The sequence below is a fragment of the Micromonospora sp. NPDC005220 genome, from assembly GCF_040607895.1.
Classification (GTDB): domain Bacteria; phylum Actinomycetota; class Actinomycetes; order Mycobacteriales; family Micromonosporaceae; genus Micromonospora.
The window spans coordinates 18977-37493 of sequence record NZ_JBEXHP010000007.1 but is presented as its reverse complement, the minus strand read 5'-3'; the positions used below and the strand labels follow the sequence as shown (position 1 = coordinate 37493).

Genomic DNA, 18517 nt, shown 5'->3' with positions numbered 1-18517 from the left:
ACATCCACCCACCACCATGTCCGTACCGAATGCCCACCGTCCCAAAGGGGTGATGCGTGATGCAGGTACGGGATGCGATGTCCAGCCAGGTCCTCGTCGTCGGTCCGGAGCACACGCTCCGCCAGGCGGCCCGGATGATGTCGGCCCGCGGTGTCGGGTCGGCGGTCGTGATCGACCCGGATTCCGAGGGCGTGGGGATCATGACCGAACGCGACGTGTTGAAGGCCATCGGCGCCGGCCTGGACTGCGACGTGGAACGCACCGGCGCCCACCTGACCTGGGACGTGGTCTACGCGGGCCCGGAGTGGACGGTGGCCGAGGCCGCCGCCGCGATGGCCCGGGGCGGGTTCCGGCACCTGGTGGTGCTGGACGGCCGGGAGGTGGCCGGCGTGATCTCCGTGCGGGACATCATGCGGGTCTGGGCGGAGAGCCAGGCGGTCGCCACGACCTGACCGGGGGGTGGTGTGCCGGGCCTGATCGATGGGTAGACATCCCTTGCGGGCGCGGAGGTGCCGTGGCCCGTGGGGGAGGTCCCGATGCGCGACGCGGAGCGGCTGGTCGAGCAGCAGTACGCCATGCTCCTGCGTCGGGACGTGGCCCGTCTGCCGGATCTCTACGCCCCGGAGGCGTTCTACGCCATGCCGGGTGTGACGGTCCGTCCGATCGAGCTGCCCGCGCTCCTGCGCACCTGGACCGGCGCCTTCCCGGACCTGCGGATCGACCCGATGGGCGCGGTCCGCACCGGCGGTGGCGCCGCCATCGAGGTGCGGCTGACCGGCACCCACACCGGCACCCTGCATTCGCCGTACGGCACCGTCGCGCCGACCGGCCGCCTGGTGAGCTGGGAGGTGGCCGACGTGGTCCGGGCCCGCAAGGGTCGGATCACCGCCTGGCGTTCCTACTTCGACTGGAGTCAGCTCCTCGACGCGCTCGGCGTGCAGCTGGAGGGACTTTCCCGGGCCGCGCAGCACGACGCGCTCGCCCTTCCGGTCTGATCTGCCGCCGACCCGGAGGAGTGCTGTCACCCGACCCGGTGGCTCAGGATGCGGACATCGCCGTGCCGACCGCGCGTTCCCCGCCGCCGCCCGTACGCTCAACATCCATGACCGCCGAGCAGTTGATCTCCTTTGCCCGTGGGGCTCCCTCGCTGGACATCGTCGATGTCGAGGGCCTCAAGGCCGCCGCCGTCCGCGCCTTCGACGCCGACCCCGCGGGGGTGACGGCGTACGGCACCTCCGTCGGGTACCTTCCGCTGCGAAAGTGGATCGCCGAGAAGCACGGGGTCGAGGCCGACCAGGTGCTGGTCACCAACGGGTCGCTCCAGGCCGACGCGTTCCTCTTCGACCACCTGGTCCGCCCCGGCGACGCGGTGGTGGTGGAGCGCCCGACGTACGACCGGACGCTGCTCAACCTCCAGCGGATGGGCAGTGAGCTGCACAGCATCACCGTCCAGCCGGATGGCCTGGACACTGCCGAGCTGCGCAAGCTGCTGGAGTCCGGGGTGCGACCCCGGCTCGCGCACGTCATCCCGAACTACCAGAACCCGGCCGGCATGACGCTCTCCCTGGAGAAGCGCCGGGAGCTGCTCGACCTGGCCGCCGAGTACGAGTTCACGATCTTCGAGGACGACCCGTACGCGGACATCCGCTTCCGTGGTGAGGCGCTGCCGTCGATGCTCTCGCTGGACACCCGCAACGTGGTGGTGCACGCGTCGAGCTTCACCAAGACGGTCTGCCCGGGGGTGCGGGTGGGTTACCTGATCGGCCCGGCCGACCTGATCGCCGACATCGCGAAGAACGCGACGAGCCTCTACATCTCCCCCGGCATGGTGGCTCAGGCGATCGTGCACCAGTTCTGCGTCTCCGGTGACATCGACCGCTCGATCGAGACGGTCCGGGCGGCGCTGGGAGAGCGGGCTCGGGTGCTCGCCGAGTCGTTGCGCCGGCACCTGCCGCAGGCGCGGTTCGTGGAGCCCGACGGCGGCTACTTCCTCTGGGTGGAGTTCCCGGAGGACGTGCTCGTCGACCGGCTCGCCCCGGCGGCGGCCGAGCGCGGGGTCGCCGTGGTCAAGGGCAGCGACTTCGTGCTGGACGGTGGGCAGCACGCTCTCCGACTGGCCTTCTCGGCGGTGACCGCCGACCGGATCGACGAGGGTGTCCGCCGGCTCGCGGAGGCCGTCGAGGCGGTCCGGAGCTGAGATATCTGTCGGGTTCCCGACAGAAAGACGATGCCGGCCGTCCCGGGGCTCCCCTCCGGGCGGCCGGCTGGCCCACAATGCTGCGAGCGTCACCCGGTCAGCTGTGAAGATCACCGCCCGGCCTCCGGGCCGGGTTGACGCGGCAGCACAACCTCCCGCCCCCACAGGTGCCGGGTGGGCCGTGTCGTCCCCGCACACCCCCCGATGCGGCCCGGCCCGCCCGGCGCCGCCCCCACGCGACCGCCGTCACACCGGTCCTCGACCGCAGTCGGCGTAGCCTGCAAGCCGCAGCTGAACGCGGGAGGTGACGCGATGACGGATCGGACAGAGCGGGACCGGACGACACCGTCGACCACCGGTCGGGTACTGCGACCTCGGGCGTGGCCCTCCCCGGTCCGGGCGATGACCCGGATCCTCAACGCCGACGGCTCGCCACCCGTCCCGGCCCCGACCGGCACCGACCGCAGCGCGGTGGTCGACTGCGCGCTCTACGTCGACGGCAAGCGGCAGCCCGGCGACTGGACGTACGCGGAGGCGCTGGCCGCGGCCCGCCGCGAGGAGCACGGCTTCGTCTGGATCGGCCTGCACCAGCCGGAGCTGGCCGAGATGACCGCCATCGCGGAGACCTACGGCCTGCACGAGCTGGCCGTCGAGGACGCGGTCAAGGCCGAACAGCGCCCCAAGCTGGAGCGGTTCGGCGACGTCGTCTTCCTGGTGCTGCGCACCGCCCGGTACTGCGAGCACACCGAGCTGACCGAGAACTCCGAGGTGGTGGAGACCGGGCAGGTGATGCTCTTCATCGGCCCGAACTTCGTGATCAGCGTCCGGCACGGGGACGCCTGCCGGCTCGCCCCGATCCGGGCCGACCTGGAGACCAAGCAGGAGTTGCTGCTGCACGGCCCGTGGGCGGTGGCGTACGGGGTGACCGACCGGGTGGTCGACCTCTATCTGGAGGTGGCCGAGCAGATCGAGGACGACCTGGACGTGCTGGAGGCGGAGGTCTTCGACCGGCACGGCCACGGGCGGATCCAGCGGATCTACCAGATGAAGCGGGAGCTGGTGGAGTTCAAGCGGGCGGTGGTGCCGCTGCAACGGCCGCTGATGACGCTCACCTCTCAGGTCAACCGGGACGTGCCCAAGGAGATCCGCAAGTACTTCCGGGACGTGCAGGACCACCTGAGCCGCACCGTGGAGCAGGTGAACTCCTACGACGACCTGCTGAACTCGATCCTCCAGGCGCGGCTGGCCCAGGTCACCGTCGACCAGAACAACGACATGCGCAAGATCGCCGCTTGGGCGGCCATCGCCGCGGTCTGGACCTCCATCGCCGGCGTCGAGGGCATGAACTTCGACAACATGCCCGAGCTGAAGATGACGTACGGCTATCCGGTGGCGCTGGCCCTCATGCTCGGCGTCTCGCTGGCCCTCTACCGCTGGTTCCGCCGCAACGGCTGGCTCTGACGCGCGACGCGGAAGCGCCGCTCACGCGGTAAGCGCGGCTCGCCCGGGAAGGCGCCGCTCACGCGGCAAGCGCCGCTCACGCGGCAAGCGCCGCTCACGCGGCAAGCGCCGCTCACGCGGCAAGCGCCGCTCACGCGGAAGCGCCGACGAGCGGGGGCAACCCGCTCGTCGGCGCCTGACGCACTGCCGCTGACGTCAGCGGCGACCGTTGGTGCGGGCCGTGTCCTTGCCCAGCGCCTTGGTGAGGTCGTCGGTCGGCCGACCGGAGACGTCAGTGGCGCCCTCGGCCACCGACGGGACCTTGTCGGTCGGGCGGACACCGGTCTGCTTGGCCGGGGCGGTGGTGCTGGCGCTGGAGCCGCCGGCCACCGCCGAGCTGCCCGCGCCGGCCATCCCCGTCGCGCCGGACATGGCCGACCCGTCGGAACCCTTGGTGGCGGACGGCGTACGCACCTCGATGGAGTCGACCTCGTCGCGCATCGGCTCCAGGGTGCTGCGGGTCGGGTCGTACTCGGCCCACTCCTGCTGCTCCCGGCGGCGACGCAGCGCGACCGCGCCGGCCAGACCGGCGATGGCACCCGCCGCCAACAGGCCGGTCATCATCGAGCCGCGGCGACGCGGCTGCTTCTTCTTACCGGTGATCCGCATGGTCTTCGACTTGGCCTTCCTGGTCATCGGCCCTGCCTGCGCGGCGCCGTCACGAGCGGCCGTCGCCAGCGGTGCCAGCGTGGTGAGAGTCGTCCCCCAGCCGGTCGACGCGCGGTCGCGTACCTTCGCCGCGGTCGGCCCGACGTAACCCCGGGCCACCTGGACCCGCGGGCCGACGGTCGCGCCAGCGCCCTTCGCGGCGTGGTTGGCTGCCAGCATCAGGTGGCTGATGCTCTGGTTCAGCTCGGCCTTCGCCAACTGCCCCTGGGACTTACGCCGCCCGAATCCAAACACGGTCCTACCTCCTGGGAGTTGTTCCTTCGTCATCCTCCACCTTCGGATGCCTCCGCACTGCCAGATCGGGCACATGGGAGGATCCGCATGGAACTGACCAACAAGTGAGGAGTACCCGTGGCCGAGGCTGTCTACGCCACCCTGCACACCAACGCTGGCCCGATCCGGCTGGAGCTCTTCCCCAACCACGCGCCGAAGACCGTCCGCAACTTCGTCGACCTGGCCGAGGGCAACCGTGAGTACACCGACCCGCGCACCGGTCAGCCGGGCAACGGTCCGTACTACGACGGCACCATCTCGCACCGGGTGATCAGCGGTTTCATGGTCCAGATGGGCGACCCGACCGGCACCGGTCGGGGCGGACCGGGCTACAAGTTCGCCGACGAGTTCCACCCGGAGCTGCGGTTCGACCGTCCCTACCTGCTGGCGATGGCGAATGCCGGACCGGGCACCAACGGTTCGCAGTTCTTCATCACCGTGTCCCCGACGCCGCACCTCAACAACCGGCACACCATCTTCGGCCAGGTCGCCGACGAGGAGTCGGTAAAGGTCGTGGATTCGATCGCGAGCACCCCGACCGGTCCGAGCGACCGTCCGCTCCAGGACGTCGTCATCGAGCGGGTCGAGATCGAGCGGTCCGGTTCCTGAACGACCGGCGAGGTACCTTTGCTCGCATGATTGAGCGCTCCGGAGCACGGCCGGTGGACCGCGCGGTGGTGGACGGAGGGTCGGCCCGGTGAGCGAGTCTCCGCCGACCACCCCGGTCTGCTACCGGCACCCCGGTCGGGAGACCTACGTGCGGTGCACCCGCTGCGACCGGCCGATCTGCCCGGACTGCATGCGGGACGCCTCGGTCGGGCACCAGTGCCCGGAGTGCGTCAACGAGGGACGTCGCAGTGTCCGGCCGGCGCGTACCGCCTTCGGCGGCGGTACGGCCGGCCGGCACGGCTATGTCACCAAGGCGCTGATCGCCGTGAACGTGCTGTTCCTGCTGCTTTCCATCGCCTCCGCCCGGGGCGGGGACGCAGCGGTGGGCGGCTCCGGCTTCGGCGGCCTGATGGGTGGCAGCACGCCGCTGACCGAGTGGGGTGCGGTGCTCGGCCGGGCCTACCTCTCCGACTACACCCTCGGCGGGATCGCCGAGGGGCAGTGGTACCGACTGGTCACGGCGATGTTCCTGCACTACGGCGTGCTGCACCTGCTGCTCAACATGTGGGCGCTGTGGGTGCTCGGCCGGTCGCTGGAGGCCAACCTCGGGCGGGTGCGGTTCGCCGCGCTCTACCTGATCGCGGGCCTCGGCGGCAACGTGGCCGCCTACCTGTTCAGCAGCCCGAGGGCGGCCACCGTCGGCGCGTCGACCGCCGTGTTCGGTCTCTTCGCCGCGCTGATCATCATCGAGCGCCGGTTGGGCCGGGACATCTCCCGGATCATCCCGATCCTGGTGATCAACCTGGTGTTCACGCTGGCCGTGCCGGGCATCTCCATCCCCGGGCACCTGGGCGGGCTGGTGGTCGGCGCGCTGATGGCGTTGGTGCTCGCGTACGCGCCGCGTGATCGGCGGACGTTGGTGCAGGTCGCCGGTGGGGCGATCATCCTGGCGGTGCTGCTCGCGCTGGTGCTCTTCCGCACGGCACAGCTACTCGGCTGACCTCTCGGTCGAGATCTTGGAAGGAAGGTGCCGCCAGAGGGGCGGTTTCCTTCCAAGATCTCGGGTGTCAGGCGCGGCGGGCGGCGCGTAGCGTGGCGGCGACCTCTTCCGGGGTGGTGCCCAGGTCGTACCGGCTGAAGAGGTGCAGTGACTCGCCCGCGTCGATCTCCAGGACCTCGGATGTCAGCCCCAGTCGTGGTCGCCGGTCCACGTTGATCGCCTCGATCGCCGACCAGGGCAGCAGCCGGCGACCAGCGAACCCGCGGATGACGGTGAGTCCTGCCGAATTTACCGCCAGCCGGACCGGTGCGATCAGGTCGCGTACCGCCCAACCGGCCAGCGCGGCGGCGGCCAGGGCGGCTACCGCCAGGCGCACCGGGTCGCCGTCGGCGAAGAGCAGCCCGAGCGCGACGAGCAGGACGGCCCCGGCCAGCTTCGCCGCCGGCAGGCTCGACGGCACTCGCCACTGTCGGACCAGGGAGATCTCATCCACCCGCCCAGCATGCCAGCGGTCCGCCGGATCGTAGCCCCGTGCAAGTCGATCATGGAGTTGTGCTGCCCCGCATATGGTGCGAAGCGGTAACTTCTGCCCACCACAACTCCATGATCGACGCCAAAGGGGTCTGGGGGCAGTGGCGTAGGATCGGGGCAGCCCAAGTTACCGGGGAGTAAACATGAGTGACGCGGTCATCGTCGGCGCGGTACGTACCCCGGTCGGCCGGCGCAAGGGCAGCCTCGCCAGCATCCACCCGGTCGATCTCTCGGCGCACGTGCTGCGCGCCCTCGCCGAGCGCACCGGGCTCGACCCGGCCCAGGTCGACGACGTCTTCTGGGGCTGCGTTTCCCAGGTCGGCGAGCAGTCCTGGAACATCGCCCGCAACAGCGTGCTCGCCGCCGGTTGGCCCGAGTCGGTGCCCGGCACCACACTGGACCGGCAGTGCGGCTCCAGCCAGCAGGCCCTGCACTTCGCCGCCGCGACGGTGCTCTCCGGCCAGGCCGACCTGGTGGTGGCCGGCGGGGTCGAGTCGATGACCCGGGTGCCGATGGGCTCCAGCGTGGCCGACGGCATGCCGTTCAGTGACCAGCTGCGCGCCCGCTACCGGGGCGTCGAGGGCTTCGCCGACGACGCGCCGCTGCCGTTCAACCAGGGGGTCGGGGCCGAGCTGATCGCCCAGCGGTGGCGCCTCTCGCGTACCCAGCTCGACGAGTTCGCGCTGGCCAGCCACGAGAAGGCGGCCGCCGCGCAGGACGCCGGCGCGTTCGACCCGGAGCTGACCCCGGTGCCGCTCGCCGACGGCGGCAAGTTCGCCGCCGACGAGGGCATCCGCCGGGAGACGTCGTTGGAGAAGCTCGGCGAGCTGGCCACCCCGTTCCGCGCCGACGGCGTGGTGACCGCCGGGTCCGCGTCCCAGATCTCCGACGGTGCCGCCGCCCTCGCGGTGACAACCTCCGACTGGGCCAGCCGGCACGGCCTGCGCCCGCTGGCCCGGATCCACACCGCGGTGGTCGCCGCCGACGACCCGGTCACCATGCTCACCGCACCCATCCCGGCCACCGCGAAGGCGCTGCGCCGCGCGGGGCTGGGCATCGAGGAGATCGGGGTGTACGAGGTGAACGAGGCGTTCGCCCCGGTGCCCTTGGCCTGGCTGGCGGAGACCGAGGCGGACCCGGAGCGACTCAACCCGCGCGGCGGGGCGATCGCCCTCGGTCACCCGCTCGGCGGTTCCGGTGCCCGGATCATGACCACCATGCTCCAGCACATGCGGGACAACGGGATCCGCTACGGCCTGCAGACCATGTGCGAGGGCGGCGGCATGGCCAACGCCACAATCGTCGAGCTGGTCTGACGCTGGCGGCGACCGCGGGCAGCCACTCGCAGGGCGTGGCCCAAGCCGCCGGAGCGGGAAAACGCTCGCCTCGACGCGGAAGGGCCGCCTAGGGTGCCCAGCGTGACGACGATCGCCGGTGAGCGTGTCCCCGACTGGTCCAGCGAGCAGTGGCAGCTGCGGGCCCGGTCCTGGGTCGACGTGCAGCTGAGTCGGACCGGCCGACGGGTGACCGGGCTGGTGGAGCCGAGGGTGCGTCCCTGGTCGCTGGTGTGGCGGGTGCCCACTGACGACGGCCCGGTCTGGTTCAAGGCCAACAACCCGGGCACTGTGCACGAGGCGGTCCTGATCGCGGCGCTCGCCGAGTTGACGCCCGACCGGGTGCTGACCCCGATCGCGGTGGACCAGGCGCAGGGCTGGTCGCTGCTGCCCGACGGCGGCGAGTCGTTGCGGGACGTGCTGGCGCGCGACCCCGACCTGGCGCACTGGGAACGGGCGCTGCCCGGGTACGCGGCGCTGCAACTGGCCAGCGCGTCGCGCGCCGAGGAGCTGGTCACCCTGGGTGTGCCGGACCAGCGTCCGGAGGTGCTGGCCGGCCTCTTCGCCGAGCTCCTGGACGATCATGATGCGCTGCTGATCGGTGCCGAGGGCGGGCTCGGTCCGGAGCTGCACGAGCGGCTGCGGGCCGAGCTGCCGTCGTACGCCCAGCGGTGCGGCCGGCTCGCCGAGATCGGCATTCCGGCCGCCGTGCAACACGACGACCTGCACGACGGCAACGTCTTCGCCGGCGACTCCGGGTACCGCTACTTCGACTGGGGCGACGCCTCGGTGGGGCACCCGTTCGGCACGCTGCTGGTGACCCTGCGCTCCATCGGGCACGCCAGAAAGCTCGCCGCCGACGACGGCCAACTGGTTCGGCTGCGCGACGCCTACCTGGAGGCGTGGACCGACCGGTACGACCGGCGGACCCTGGTCGAGGCCGCTGACCTAGCGATCGGCCTGGGGCCGGTGAGCCGGTCGCTGTCCTGGCGTCGGGCACTGGACACCGCCGAGGAGTCCCGCGCCGAGTACGCCGACGCGGTCCCGGGCTGGCTGGAGGAGCTGTTCGCCGCCAGTCCCCTTCAATCCAACTCCTGACCATGATCCGTCAGAGTCGGAAGTCGGACAGGCAGTGCGACAGGCGGCGTGGAACTTCCAAAAAAGCCCGGTGACCCACGTCACCCCGCTGGGGAGGTCGTTGGGCAGGTCATGGACGTCTTCTCCCGAACGTTCCTTCCGGCCGCCGCTGAGGCTGGCCTGGCCGTGCAGACGGTGAGCCGGCACATGCCGGTCTTCCGGCGCTGCGTCGGCTCCGGTGACGCCACCATCCTGGTCACCCGTTGCAGCCGCCCCGACCGCCCGGTCACCGGCGACTACCTGTTGTTGCTCACCCACCGTCGGCTGGTGGTGACCCAGCAGACCCGCCTGCTGCACCGACTGCGGCTGCACCTCAACACCGAGTTGCGCGAGCTGAGCAACGTCACCTGGAGCCCGGACCCGCGGCTCCAGTCGGTGGAGATGGCGGCCACCGCGATCGACGGGATCCGTGAGCGGTTCCTGATCCGGACCAGTCACCCGAAGCAGGTGTGGCAGCTCGACGCGCTGCTCAACCAGGCGTTCCGGACCCGCCTGCGGCCGTCCGGCGCGCGGGTCGTCGCCAGCATCGGTGACGCGTCGGCCGTCACGCGGCCCGGCATGTTCGCTCCGTCCTGGTGAGCTGACCCCGCATCGGGCGTCGCACCGTCTTTACCGAACCCGAACACACACCGATCGCGCCGAACCTTCGCGGTCGGCAATCATGGGCCGGTGACCGTCGAACCACCGCATCGCGGGCTCGTCCTCGTCGTGGAGGACGAGCCGGCCATCGCCGACCTGGTCCGGCTCTACCTCACCCGGGACGGGTTCGGCGTCCACCTGGAACGTGACGGCGAGGCCGGTCTGAGCGCGGCCCGCCGGTTGCGCCCGGTGGCCTGCGTCCTGGACATCGCCCTGCCGGGCCTGCCCGGCACCGAGATCTGCCGCCGGCTGCGCGAGGCCGGCGACTGGACCCCGGTCATCTTCCTCACCGCCCGCGACGACGAGGTGGACCGGGTCGTCGGCCTGGAGTTGGGCGCCGACGACTACGTCACCAAGCCGTTCAGCCCCCGGGAGTTGGTCGCCCGGGTGCGCGCGGTGCTGCGCCGTTCCGCCGGTGGCCCGGAGGGCGCGGACCGGCCACGCGTGGTGGGCCCGGTGACGCTCGACCCGGCGCGCCGCACGGTCACCGCCGCCGGTACCCCGGTGCAGCTCACCTCCACCGAGTTCGACCTGCTGGCCCACCTGATGGCCCGGCCGGGCCGGGTGTTCAGCCGGGAGGAACTGCTGGCCGGGGTCTGGGGTTACGCCGCGCACGCCGGCACCCGGACGGTGGACGTGCACGTCGCCCAGGTGCGGGCGAAGCTCGGCCCGGCGAGCGTGATCCGGACCCATCGCGGCGTGGGGTACGCGGTCGATGCCTGACCACCCCGGGCACGTCGAGTCGCCGACCATGGCCCTGCCGGTGGTCGGCGCCGGCCCACCCGCCGCACCTCGACGAGGCCGACTCGGCCGTACGCTGACCGCCCGCGCGGTGCTGGTCACCTGCGCGGTGGCGCTGGTGTCGGTGCTCGTCACCGCCATCGTCGCGGTGCCGTTGGCGATCCGGGGCGCGGAGCGGAGCGAGCAGCAGGCGCTCGCCGCCCAGGCCCGACTCGCGGCCGAGGTGCTGCGGACCCGCCTCGACCGGGGTCGCAGCGCCGACGAGGAGCGGCTCATCCAACAACTGCGTGACCAGGGCATCGACGCGTACCTGATCCGGCGCGGGGCGGTCGACCGGTCGGGTCTGCCACAGCGGGTGGTGCAGCGGATCGGGCAGGGCCGCAACGTGTCGGCCCGCCGCTCGGTCAACGGTGAGCGCGCCCTGGTCGAGGGGCGGGCCCTGCCCGGCGGCAACGGGGTGGTGCTCTCCCGTCCGCTGGCCAACGGGCTGTGGGCCCGGGTGTTGCTCAGTCTCTGGTTGCCGCTGCTGGCCGGGTTGACCGCCGGTGTGGTGGCCGGACTGCTGCTGGCCCGCCGGCTGGCCCGGCCGATCCGCGTCGCGGCCACCGCCGCCGCCCGGCTGCGCGCGGGTGACCGCGACGTGCGGGTGCCGGTCGAGCCGCCGGACGAGGTCGCCGACCTGGCCGAGGCGTTGAACGGGCTGGCTGCCGCACTGGCCACCAGCGAGGGCCGGCAGCGGGAGTTCCTGCTCTCCGTCTCGCACGAGCTGCGCACCCCGCTGACCGCGATCCGGGGGTACGCCGAGGCGCTCGCCGACGGGGTGCTCGGTGCCGACGACACGGTGGACACCGGTCGGACGATGCTGGCCGAGGCCCAACACCTGGACCGGCTGATCGGTGACCTGTTGGCACTGGCCCGGCTGGAGGCCGCCGACTTCCCCCTCGAACCGGTGCCGGTGGACCTGACCCAACTGGCTGTCGACGCGGAGCCGACCTGGTCCGGTCGGTGCGCGGCGGTGGGCGTGCCATTCCGGGTGGAGACGCCCGGTCGGCCGGTGCCGGCGTACACCGATCCGGGACGGATCCGGCAGGTGCTGGACGGGCTGCTGGAGAACGCGCTGCGGGTCGTACCCCCGGGGTCGCCGGTGGTGCTCGCGGTCCGGCCAGCCGGCGCGGACCCGACGCACGGCGGCGTGTTCGAGGTTCGCGACGGCGGGCCCGGCTTCACCGACGACGACCTGGCGGTGGCCTTCGAACGCGGTGCGCTGCACGAGCGGTACCGGGGGGTGCGCAAGGTGGGCAGCGGGCTGGGGTTGGCGCTGGCCGCCGGGTTGGTCCGCCGGTTGGGTGGGGAGATCGTCGCGGGGCACGCGCCGGAGGGCGGTGCCGCCTTCACCGTCCGGCTGCCCGGTGATCCTTACCTGACTCGAACGTCGGCCTGACGCTCCGCTCGTCGTTCCGGGGAAGGCTGAGGGCTCCACTGACAGAGAGGGAGAGTCATGCCACGTTGGGGTATCGCCACCGGCACCACGGCACTGTTCGCGGCGGTCGCGCTCGGCGTCAGCGGCTGCGGCGCGGCCGAGGTGGCCAGCCAGCCCGCCCGGGATGTCGCCGTCGAGGTCGCCGCCGCCATGGGGGTCGAGGGTCAGGCGCTGACCGCGATGGGCTTCGACGCCGACGACCTGGACGTACTGACCGTCGCCGCACCGGCCACCCCGACGCCGGGCGCGTCTCCCAGCGCGCAGGAGAAGGTCCGGGAGAAGGCCCGGGAGAAGCGCGGCGAGGAGTGGCGCAAGCGCCGCCAGGCCCGCGTGCTGCTGCGCAGGAACACCCTGCACGGTGAGGCGGTGGTGAAGACGAAGGACGGCGGTACGCAGACCGTCGCCGTCCAGCGCGGCGAGGTGACCGCGATCGACGGCGACTCGATGACCGTCAAGTCCACCGACGGCTTCACCATGACCTGGACCTTCGGCGACGACCTGCGGGTGGTGGAGCGGCGTGCCACAGTGCAGCCGAGCGAGGTAAAGGTCGGCGCGACGCTCGGCGTCGCCGGCGCGAAGGACGGCGACAAGGGCGTGGCCCGGCTCATCCTCATCCCTCGCGCCAAGTGAGCGAAGGGGCCCTGGTCGACGCCAGGGCCCCTTCGCTCGTCAGCAAACGCGTTCTCGTCAGCGGACGCGTTCTCGTCAGTAGACGCGGGAGCCGATGAAGTCGTCGTGACCGTAGCCGACCGGGTTGGCAGCGGTACGGGCCTCGAACGACCACTGCTGCCGGGTGCTGCTGGAGCAGCTCGCCAACCGCAGGCGAGAGCTGCCCAGCAGCGGGTTGTCGAACGCCACGCAGAGGTTGTTGGCGCTCGCCGGCCTGATCTGGTTACCCACGAAGACGAACTGCTGCGCACCGGTGCCGTTGCAGTCGTAGATGTTGACAGCGGTGCCGGCGGTCATCGAGCTGTTGGTGACGTCCAGGCAACGGTCGTGGGACAGCTCTGAGTGCAGCGACCGTCGGGCCGAGTCGTACCAGAAGCCCTGGTTGCGCCCACCGTGGCAGGAGTACGGCTGCTGCACGGTGCCGTTGCGGGAGTCGTACCCCTTGCCGTCGACACAGGTGCCGGTGGCGAGGTTGCGCAGTTGCTTGAACTCCAGCAGCCCCGGGTAGAGCACACCGCTGCCGGTGCTGGCCGGGTCGACGCAGCTGGCCCGCTGCTGACCGGAGTTCCAGAACTGGGTGATGCACTGGGCGAACATGCCGTGCCCCCGGACGTTGGGGTGGAACGACTGCCGGGCGGCGTTCTCGTTCCAGATGCCGACCTCGATGTAGAGGCCGCGCGCCGAGGTGTTGTCGGTGCACACCTCGTGCCCGTGGAAGAGTCGGCTGGCATCCAGGTAGCGGGTGCCGGTGTTGGCTGCGGCGGCACGCAGCGCCGACTCGAACATCGGCACCGCCTTGTTCCGGGCGAACGCCGCGTCGGCCAGGTAGAGCAGACACCCACCGGAGTACCAGCCGGGGAAGTTCGGGTTGTCCTCCACGTCGGGGCTGCCGGGGCTCGGGTACGACATGAGCACCAGCTCGTAGTCCGACCGCAGGTAGCCGGCGTTGGTCATGGTCTGCCGGATGTCGGTGAGCGCCGACTCGACGGCCCGCCGACTGCCGTCGGTGCGGATCGTCCACTGGTCGGTGTAGGTGGGGTAGCAGGCGCCCTGGAAGAAGACCCGCCGGATGGCGCAGTCGGTGGCGACCGGGCCGAACTGGATGGTGCCGTCACCGTTTGCGCCGACCACCACCCAGATCAGCTTCACATGGGTGTTGCGCGCCTTGATGCCCAGGTAGTCGCCCTGGTTCAGCTCGTTGTGCTGGGTCGGGCCGCCGGCGATCAGGTTCCAGGGGGTGGCACCCGAGCAGGCGATGTTGTACTGCGCGTCGGAGGTGATGCCGGTGCGGAACACCGCCTGGTCGTACGAGCGGTCGCACCAGTTGCCGTCCTGGTGGGTGCCGGGGACGTAGTTGCCGACGCCCTCACCGGAGATCTCGCTGTCACCCATGGTGATCAACGCGGTGCGCCGTTGGTCGATCGGGCGGATCGCCGGGCTGCCGTAGAGGGCGGTCGCCTCGGCGGCCCGGATGGCTTCGAGGTTGGCGGGGAGTGGTTGGACGGTCGGGCGGTCGGCGGCGGTGGCGGGGGTGGCCGGTCCGGCGAGCATCGGTAGCACGAGAGCGGCGACGGCGACGGCGACGGTGATGGCCCGTCGTCGGGTCGCGCGTTCGGGCCTGGCGGAGACAGCAGGCATCGACGCACTCCTTTCAGCTCAATCGCGGGATGTCGATTGAGTTACCAGACGGTAACGTGCGGATCAATAGATGTGAATGCGCCTCAGATCCTTGCGCGGGGAATGCAGAACCGCCCGGATCGGACTATCCGGGCCGCTGGCTCAGCGGCCGGGCGGCAGGGCGTAACCGACGTAGCCGCGGAACTCCAGCCGCCAGCCGGCCGGGACGAGCTTGGCGCAGGCCGCCTGGTTGCCGGTGCAGACGATCGCGTCGACCGAGGAGGGATCGGCCGGCGGTCGCTCCGGCAGTACCGACTGCAACGCGACCAGGTCCGGGGAGTCGCCGTCGGGCTGCCGCAGCAGCAGCCACCACGGGTACTCCCAGTTGTCGTTCTGCTGCACCAGCCCGATCCGCCGCGCACCGCTGTCCCGCACCGCGGTCGCCGCCCAGCGGAACTCGTCGGCCCACTGCGGGCGGCGCAGGAACCGGGTGTCCCAGTCCGAGGTGGTGAAGACCGAGCCGGTCCCGACCAGCCGACGCGGGAAGCCGTACGACAGCGCGAGCACCCCGGCCAGCGCCGAGGTGGCCAGCACGGTGACGGCGGCCAGGGTGGCCACCGAGCGACGCCCGCCCGCCCGGCTACAGAGAAGCGCGTCCAGCCAGAGGCCGGCGAGGGGTACGGCGAGCACCACGGCGTAGAGCAGCAGACGGTTGCCCCACGGCTGCCACTTGATCATCGCGGTGTGCAGTAGCACCGCCGTCAGCACCACCACGGCGTACGCCCGCAGCGACCCGGCCCGCTCGGGAGCGATCCGCCGTGGTCGCGCGAGCGCGATCACCGCGCCGATCACCGCCAACGCGCCGGCCAGCGGAAACGCCACCCGGTCCTCGTCCGGATACCAGGCCGGCTCTGGAAAGAGTTCCCGACCGAAGGTGATCGCGCGGTCCTGCGGGTCGACCCCGATCGCCTCGGCGCCGCTGATGATCACTTCGGCCCCGGCCCGACGCAGCGGCGCCAGCGGCGTGTCGAACGCGGTGTGCCCGATCCGCAGCGCGTTGACCACTATCGACGCCGGGTCGTGCCGCTCCATCGGGATGGACTCACGCAGCCGGGGCGGCCCCAGCGGGTGCCCGAACTCGGCGGTCACCCGGGCCAGGAACGGGCCGACCACCACCGCCGCGACCAGCAGGATCAGCACCCAACCGCCGACCGTACGAGCCAGCCCGCCAATGTGCCAGGACCGCCGCCCTCCGTCCGCCGCCGGACCAGCCGCTGCCAGACCCGTCGCCGCCGGACCCGCCAGCGGCGCTCCCACCGGTGCCGCGTTCCCGGTCCGGGCCAGCCTCAGCTGGGCCAACCCCCAGAGCACCAGCAGCGGGCCCACCGCGATCAGGCCGCTGGTCTTGGTCACCGCGGTCAGCCCGGTGGCCGCACCGAGCCCGAGCACCGTGCCCCAGCCGGTCTGTCGACGCAGCCCGTCCAGCACCAGCGTCGCCGCGCAGGCCACCCACGCCGCGCAGATCAGGTCGGTCTGCGTGCTGGTGGCCTGGAGTACCGCCATCGGCGTGGTCGCCAGCACGAACGCGGTGAGCAACTGGGCGCGCCGGCCGCCGCCGAGCTGCGCGGTGATCCGTGCGGCCACCAGCAGACAGACCACTCCGGCGGCCCACTGCACCAGGTTGTACAGGTGGTCCCCGCCGGTGAGCAGGCGCAGGTGCAGCAGCAGATACTCGGCACCGGGCGGGATGGTCACCTGCCGGTGGATGGCGGTGGGCCAGAAGTCCAGGTCGCCCTGGGCCACCCAGTGCTCCACCTTCGGCAGGTGGTACGTCTGCGAATCGAAGTTGTTCGGCTCGGCCAGCAGCGCGACCAGCAACTCCACCAGGACCAGTCCGCCTACCGTGCCGGCGAGCAGCCGCTCGCCCGGCCGGGCCGTACGCCAGGTGTCGACCGCCGCGGCGAGCAGGCCGGCGGGCCACCGACCGGCCCGGGTCGGTGCGAGGTCGGGTTCGCCGCGCTCGGCGGCCGGGGCGGTCACGTCGGGCCCGGCACCGGACACCACCGCACCCACCGGCACCGGCCGCGGCGCAGCACCGACCGGTTGCGGCGCGGCGGCGGACGGCTGCCCGAGGTGGGCGGCCCGTCGCCAAGGCAGACCGGCCGCCGTCGCGGCAGCGACCAGGAAGAGCAGCCAGGCGATGGCGAACGCCTGTCGGGTCAGCGCGTGCGACGCGCCGAGCACCTCGACGACGAGCACCGCGTAGGCCCCGCTGAGCAGGACGGCGCGCACCACGGCGAGCCGCAGCGGTGCCACCGCGCCAGCCTCGCGTGGCTTCGCCGCGACGGTGAGCAGGAGCATCGCCGCGGCAGGAACCGCCGCGAGCAGGGAGCCGGCAGCCGACATGGCGGAAGTAAACACCATTGATCTGAACCCGCCACGACGACTGCCCCACGGTGGCGGTACGCGGTTAACAAACCAACCAGGCTAGGCTATGGCCGACGTGTTGCCGCCACCGTGGAGATCCCCGTGAAGCTCTCGATCCTCATGCCGGTCTACAACGAGGAAGAACGCATCGCGGATGCCCTCAAGCAGGCATTGGCGGTGGACTATCCCTGCGAGATCGAGCTGGTCGTCGTCGACGACGGCAGCCGGGACGGCACCGGCGAGGTCCTCGGTCGCGCCGACGACGCGCGCCTGCGGGTCATCACCCACCAGCGCAACGCCGGCAAGGGTGCCGCCATCAAGACGGCGGTCGACAGCGCCGAGGGCGACTACATGGTCATCCTCGACGCCGACCTGGAGTACGACCCGCAGGACATCCCCAAGCTGCTCGACCCGGTGCTCGACGGGCGGGCCACGGTGGTCTACGGCAATCGCACCTTCGGCAGCCACAGCGCCTACAGCTTCTGGTACGTGATGGGCAACAAGGGCGTCACCATGGCGGCCAACGTGCTGTTCAACTCGTACATCGGTGACCTGGAGACCTGCTTCAAGCTGATGCCGGTGGCGCTCTACCGGTCCCTTGAGGTGCGCTCGCGCGGCTTCGGCATGGAGGCCGAGGTGACCGGCAAGCTGCTGCGTCGCCGGATCCGGCCGTACGAGGTGCCGATCAGCTACCGGGCACGCGGCCGGGAAGAGGGCAAGAAGATCACCTGGAAGGACGGCGTCGAGGCGATCTGGATCCTCGGGCGCGAGCGCGCTCGCCGCCGCCCCGCCGCCTCAACCGCCAACTGACCCCAGGAACGCGCCGATCGACCGCCGCAGACCGTCGGCGTCCAGACCATGCCACCGGGCGTGGTCAGCCGGATCGCCGTACCGTCGCAGGTCGGTCTGACCCACCCCGAGGGCGAGCAGCCGGTGCGGTACGTCGGCGAGCGCCCGGCTGACGACCGCGCTCGACGTTCCCGCCAGGTACGGCTCGACCAGCACCACGTCGGTGTGGACGAGCGCCCGCAGCCCTCGGGTGTCGAACGGCCGGGGCGTGTGGGTGTACGCCACCGTCACGTCCATCCCCTCGGTGGCCGCCAGGGTGGGGTCGAGCATCGGTCCGACCGCCACCACGAGCGGCGCGTTCTCCCCGCCCCGCCGGAGCACCCGTAGCCGGGCGGCATCCGGGTACGCCTCGGCGTTGCGCTGCTCGCTGAGCCGCAGGTAGATCGGGTCGTCGGTGGTCACGGCGGTACGGAGCAGCGGCGTCACCTCGTCGGGGTGGCCGGGCACCCGGACCGTCCAGCCGTCACCGAGGGAGTCGAAGAGCGCCACGTCCCCGGGCGACTGGTGGGTACGGCCTGCCGCCGACCCGTCGTACGACGCGCCGATGCTGACCAGGACCGCGCCCACGCCCTGGTGGTCCAGGTCCAACTTGATCTGCTCGTACGCCCGGTCCACCAGGAACGTCGCGTACGAGTGCGCGATCGGACGCAGCCCGGTCAGGGCGAGCCCGCCGGCCACCCCGATCATCAGTTGCTCCCGGATCCCCACGTTGAGCACCCGGTCCGGGTGTCGGTGCCCGGCGGCAGCGAACTGGCTCACCGAGATGTCGGCCAGCACCAGTGCGGTACGCGGATCCTCGTCGAGGAGCGCGGTGGTGGTGTCGATGAAGGCGGTACGCATGTCGG

Annotated in this window: 18 protein-coding genes; 13 read left to right on the top strand and 5 right to left on the bottom strand. The window is 71.7% G+C overall.

What is annotated here, in order from left to right; genetic code table 11:
• Positions 1-59 precede the first annotated feature (59 nt).
• The 4 genes from ABZU52_RS04990 (at position 60) to corA (ending at position 3658) form a co-directional block, all read left to right on the top strand.
• Positions 60-452, top strand: coding sequence for a CBS domain-containing protein (locus tag ABZU52_RS04990; protein ID WP_354969780.1), 393 nt, complete (start codon positions 60-62; stop codon positions 450-452).
• Positions 453-536: 84 nt separating this feature from the next.
• A complete protein-coding gene (locus ABZU52_RS04985) occupies positions 537-995 on the top strand; it encodes an ester cyclase (protein ID WP_354969779.1) in 459 nt (152 codons plus the stop codon).
• A gap of 107 nt (positions 996-1102) precedes the next feature.
• Positions 1103-2197 (top strand): PLP-dependent aminotransferase family protein, encoded by a 1095-nt coding sequence (locus ABZU52_RS04980; RefSeq protein WP_354969778.1) that lies wholly within the window; start codon positions 1103-1105, stop codon positions 2195-2197.
• Positions 2198-2509: 312 nt separating this feature from the next.
• Positions 2510-3658: a magnesium/cobalt transporter CorA gene (gene corA / locus ABZU52_RS04975; RefSeq protein ID WP_354969777.1), complete on the top strand. Its 1149-nt coding sequence runs from the start codon at positions 2510-2512 to the stop codon at positions 3656-3658.
• Between the two features lie 195 nt (positions 3659-3853).
• Here the strand turns inward: corA and ABZU52_RS04970 are convergent, their stop codons facing one another.
• Positions 3854-4633, bottom strand: a complete 780-nt coding sequence (locus ABZU52_RS04970) for a hypothetical protein (protein WP_354969776.1) — start codon at positions 4631-4633, stop codon at positions 3854-3856.
• An 84-nt stretch (positions 4634-4717) separates the two neighbouring features.
• On the opposite strand from ABZU52_RS04970, the gene ABZU52_RS04965 reads away from it, so the two are divergent.
• Positions 4718-5248: a peptidylprolyl isomerase gene (locus ABZU52_RS04965; RefSeq protein WP_354969775.1), complete on the top strand. Its 531-nt coding sequence runs from the start codon at positions 4718-4720 to the stop codon at positions 5246-5248.
• A gap of 88 nt (positions 5249-5336) precedes the next feature.
• The gene (locus tag ABZU52_RS04960) at positions 5337-6248 is read left to right on the top strand and encodes a rhomboid family intramembrane serine protease (RefSeq protein WP_354969774.1); all 912 of its coding nucleotides are present in this window, start codon (positions 5337-5339) and stop codon (positions 6246-6248) included.
• A gap of 67 nt (positions 6249-6315) precedes the next feature.
• On the opposite strand, the gene ABZU52_RS04955 is transcribed toward ABZU52_RS04960, so the two are convergent.
• Positions 6316-6741 carry a PH domain-containing protein gene (locus ABZU52_RS04955; protein WP_354969773.1) on the bottom strand — a complete coding sequence of 142 codons (426 nt, stop codon included), beginning with the start codon at positions 6739-6741 and terminating at the stop codon, positions 6316-6318.
• 181 nt (positions 6742-6922) lie between these two features.
• Here ABZU52_RS04955 and ABZU52_RS04950 point away from each other — a divergent pair, with 181 nt between their 5' ends.
• From ABZU52_RS04950 to ABZU52_RS04925, 6 genes are all read left to right on the top strand, one after another.
• Entirely contained in the window at positions 6923-8095 is a 1173-nt protein-coding gene (locus ABZU52_RS04950) for an acetyl-CoA C-acyltransferase (protein WP_354969772.1), read from the top strand.
• A gap of 102 nt (positions 8096-8197) precedes the next feature.
• Entirely contained in the window at positions 8198-9211 is a 1014-nt protein-coding gene (locus ABZU52_RS04945; RefSeq protein ID WP_354969771.1) for a phosphotransferase, read from the top strand.
• A gap of 111 nt (positions 9212-9322) precedes the next feature.
• Positions 9323-9829 (top strand): hypothetical protein, encoded by a 507-nt coding sequence (locus ABZU52_RS04940; protein ID WP_354969770.1) that lies wholly within the window; start codon positions 9323-9325, stop codon positions 9827-9829.
• 90 nt (positions 9830-9919) lie between these two features.
• Positions 9920-10612: a response regulator transcription factor gene (locus ABZU52_RS04935; RefSeq protein ID WP_354969769.1), complete on the top strand. Its 693-nt coding sequence runs from the start codon at positions 9920-9922 to the stop codon at positions 10610-10612.
• Positions 10605-12071, top strand: coding sequence for a HAMP domain-containing sensor histidine kinase (locus tag ABZU52_RS04930; protein WP_354969768.1), 1467 nt, complete (start codon positions 10605-10607; stop codon positions 12069-12071). The genes ABZU52_RS04935 and ABZU52_RS04930 overlap by 8 nt, the downstream gene beginning before the upstream one ends.
• A 57-nt stretch (positions 12072-12128) precedes the next feature.
• Positions 12129-12740: a hypothetical protein gene (locus ABZU52_RS04925; protein ID WP_354969767.1), complete on the top strand. Its 612-nt coding sequence runs from the start codon at positions 12129-12131 to the stop codon at positions 12738-12740.
• 75 nt (positions 12741-12815) lie between these two features.
• On the opposite strand, the gene ABZU52_RS04920 is transcribed toward ABZU52_RS04925, so the two are convergent.
• Positions 12816-14417: a ricin-type beta-trefoil lectin domain protein gene (locus tag ABZU52_RS04920; RefSeq protein ID WP_354969766.1), complete on the bottom strand. Its 1602-nt coding sequence runs from the start codon at positions 14415-14417 to the stop codon at positions 12816-12818.
• Positions 14418-14558: 141 nt separating this feature from the next.
• A complete protein-coding gene (locus tag ABZU52_RS04915) occupies positions 14559-16802 on the bottom strand; it encodes a hypothetical protein (protein WP_354969765.1) in 2244 nt (747 codons plus the stop codon).
• 123 nt (positions 16803-16925) lie between these two features.
• Here ABZU52_RS04915 and ABZU52_RS04910 point away from each other — a divergent pair, with 123 nt between their 5' ends.
• Positions 16926-17633, top strand: a complete 708-nt coding sequence (locus tag ABZU52_RS04910) for a glycosyltransferase family 2 protein (RefSeq protein WP_354969764.1) — start codon at positions 16926-16928, stop codon at positions 17631-17633.
• Here the strand turns inward: ABZU52_RS04910 and ABZU52_RS04905 are convergent.
• Positions 17619-18512: a transketolase gene (locus ABZU52_RS04905; RefSeq protein WP_354969867.1), complete on the bottom strand. Its 894-nt coding sequence runs from the start codon at positions 18510-18512 to the stop codon at positions 17619-17621. The genes ABZU52_RS04910 and ABZU52_RS04905 overlap by 15 nt on opposite strands.
• Positions 18513-18517: the final 5 nt, after the last annotated feature.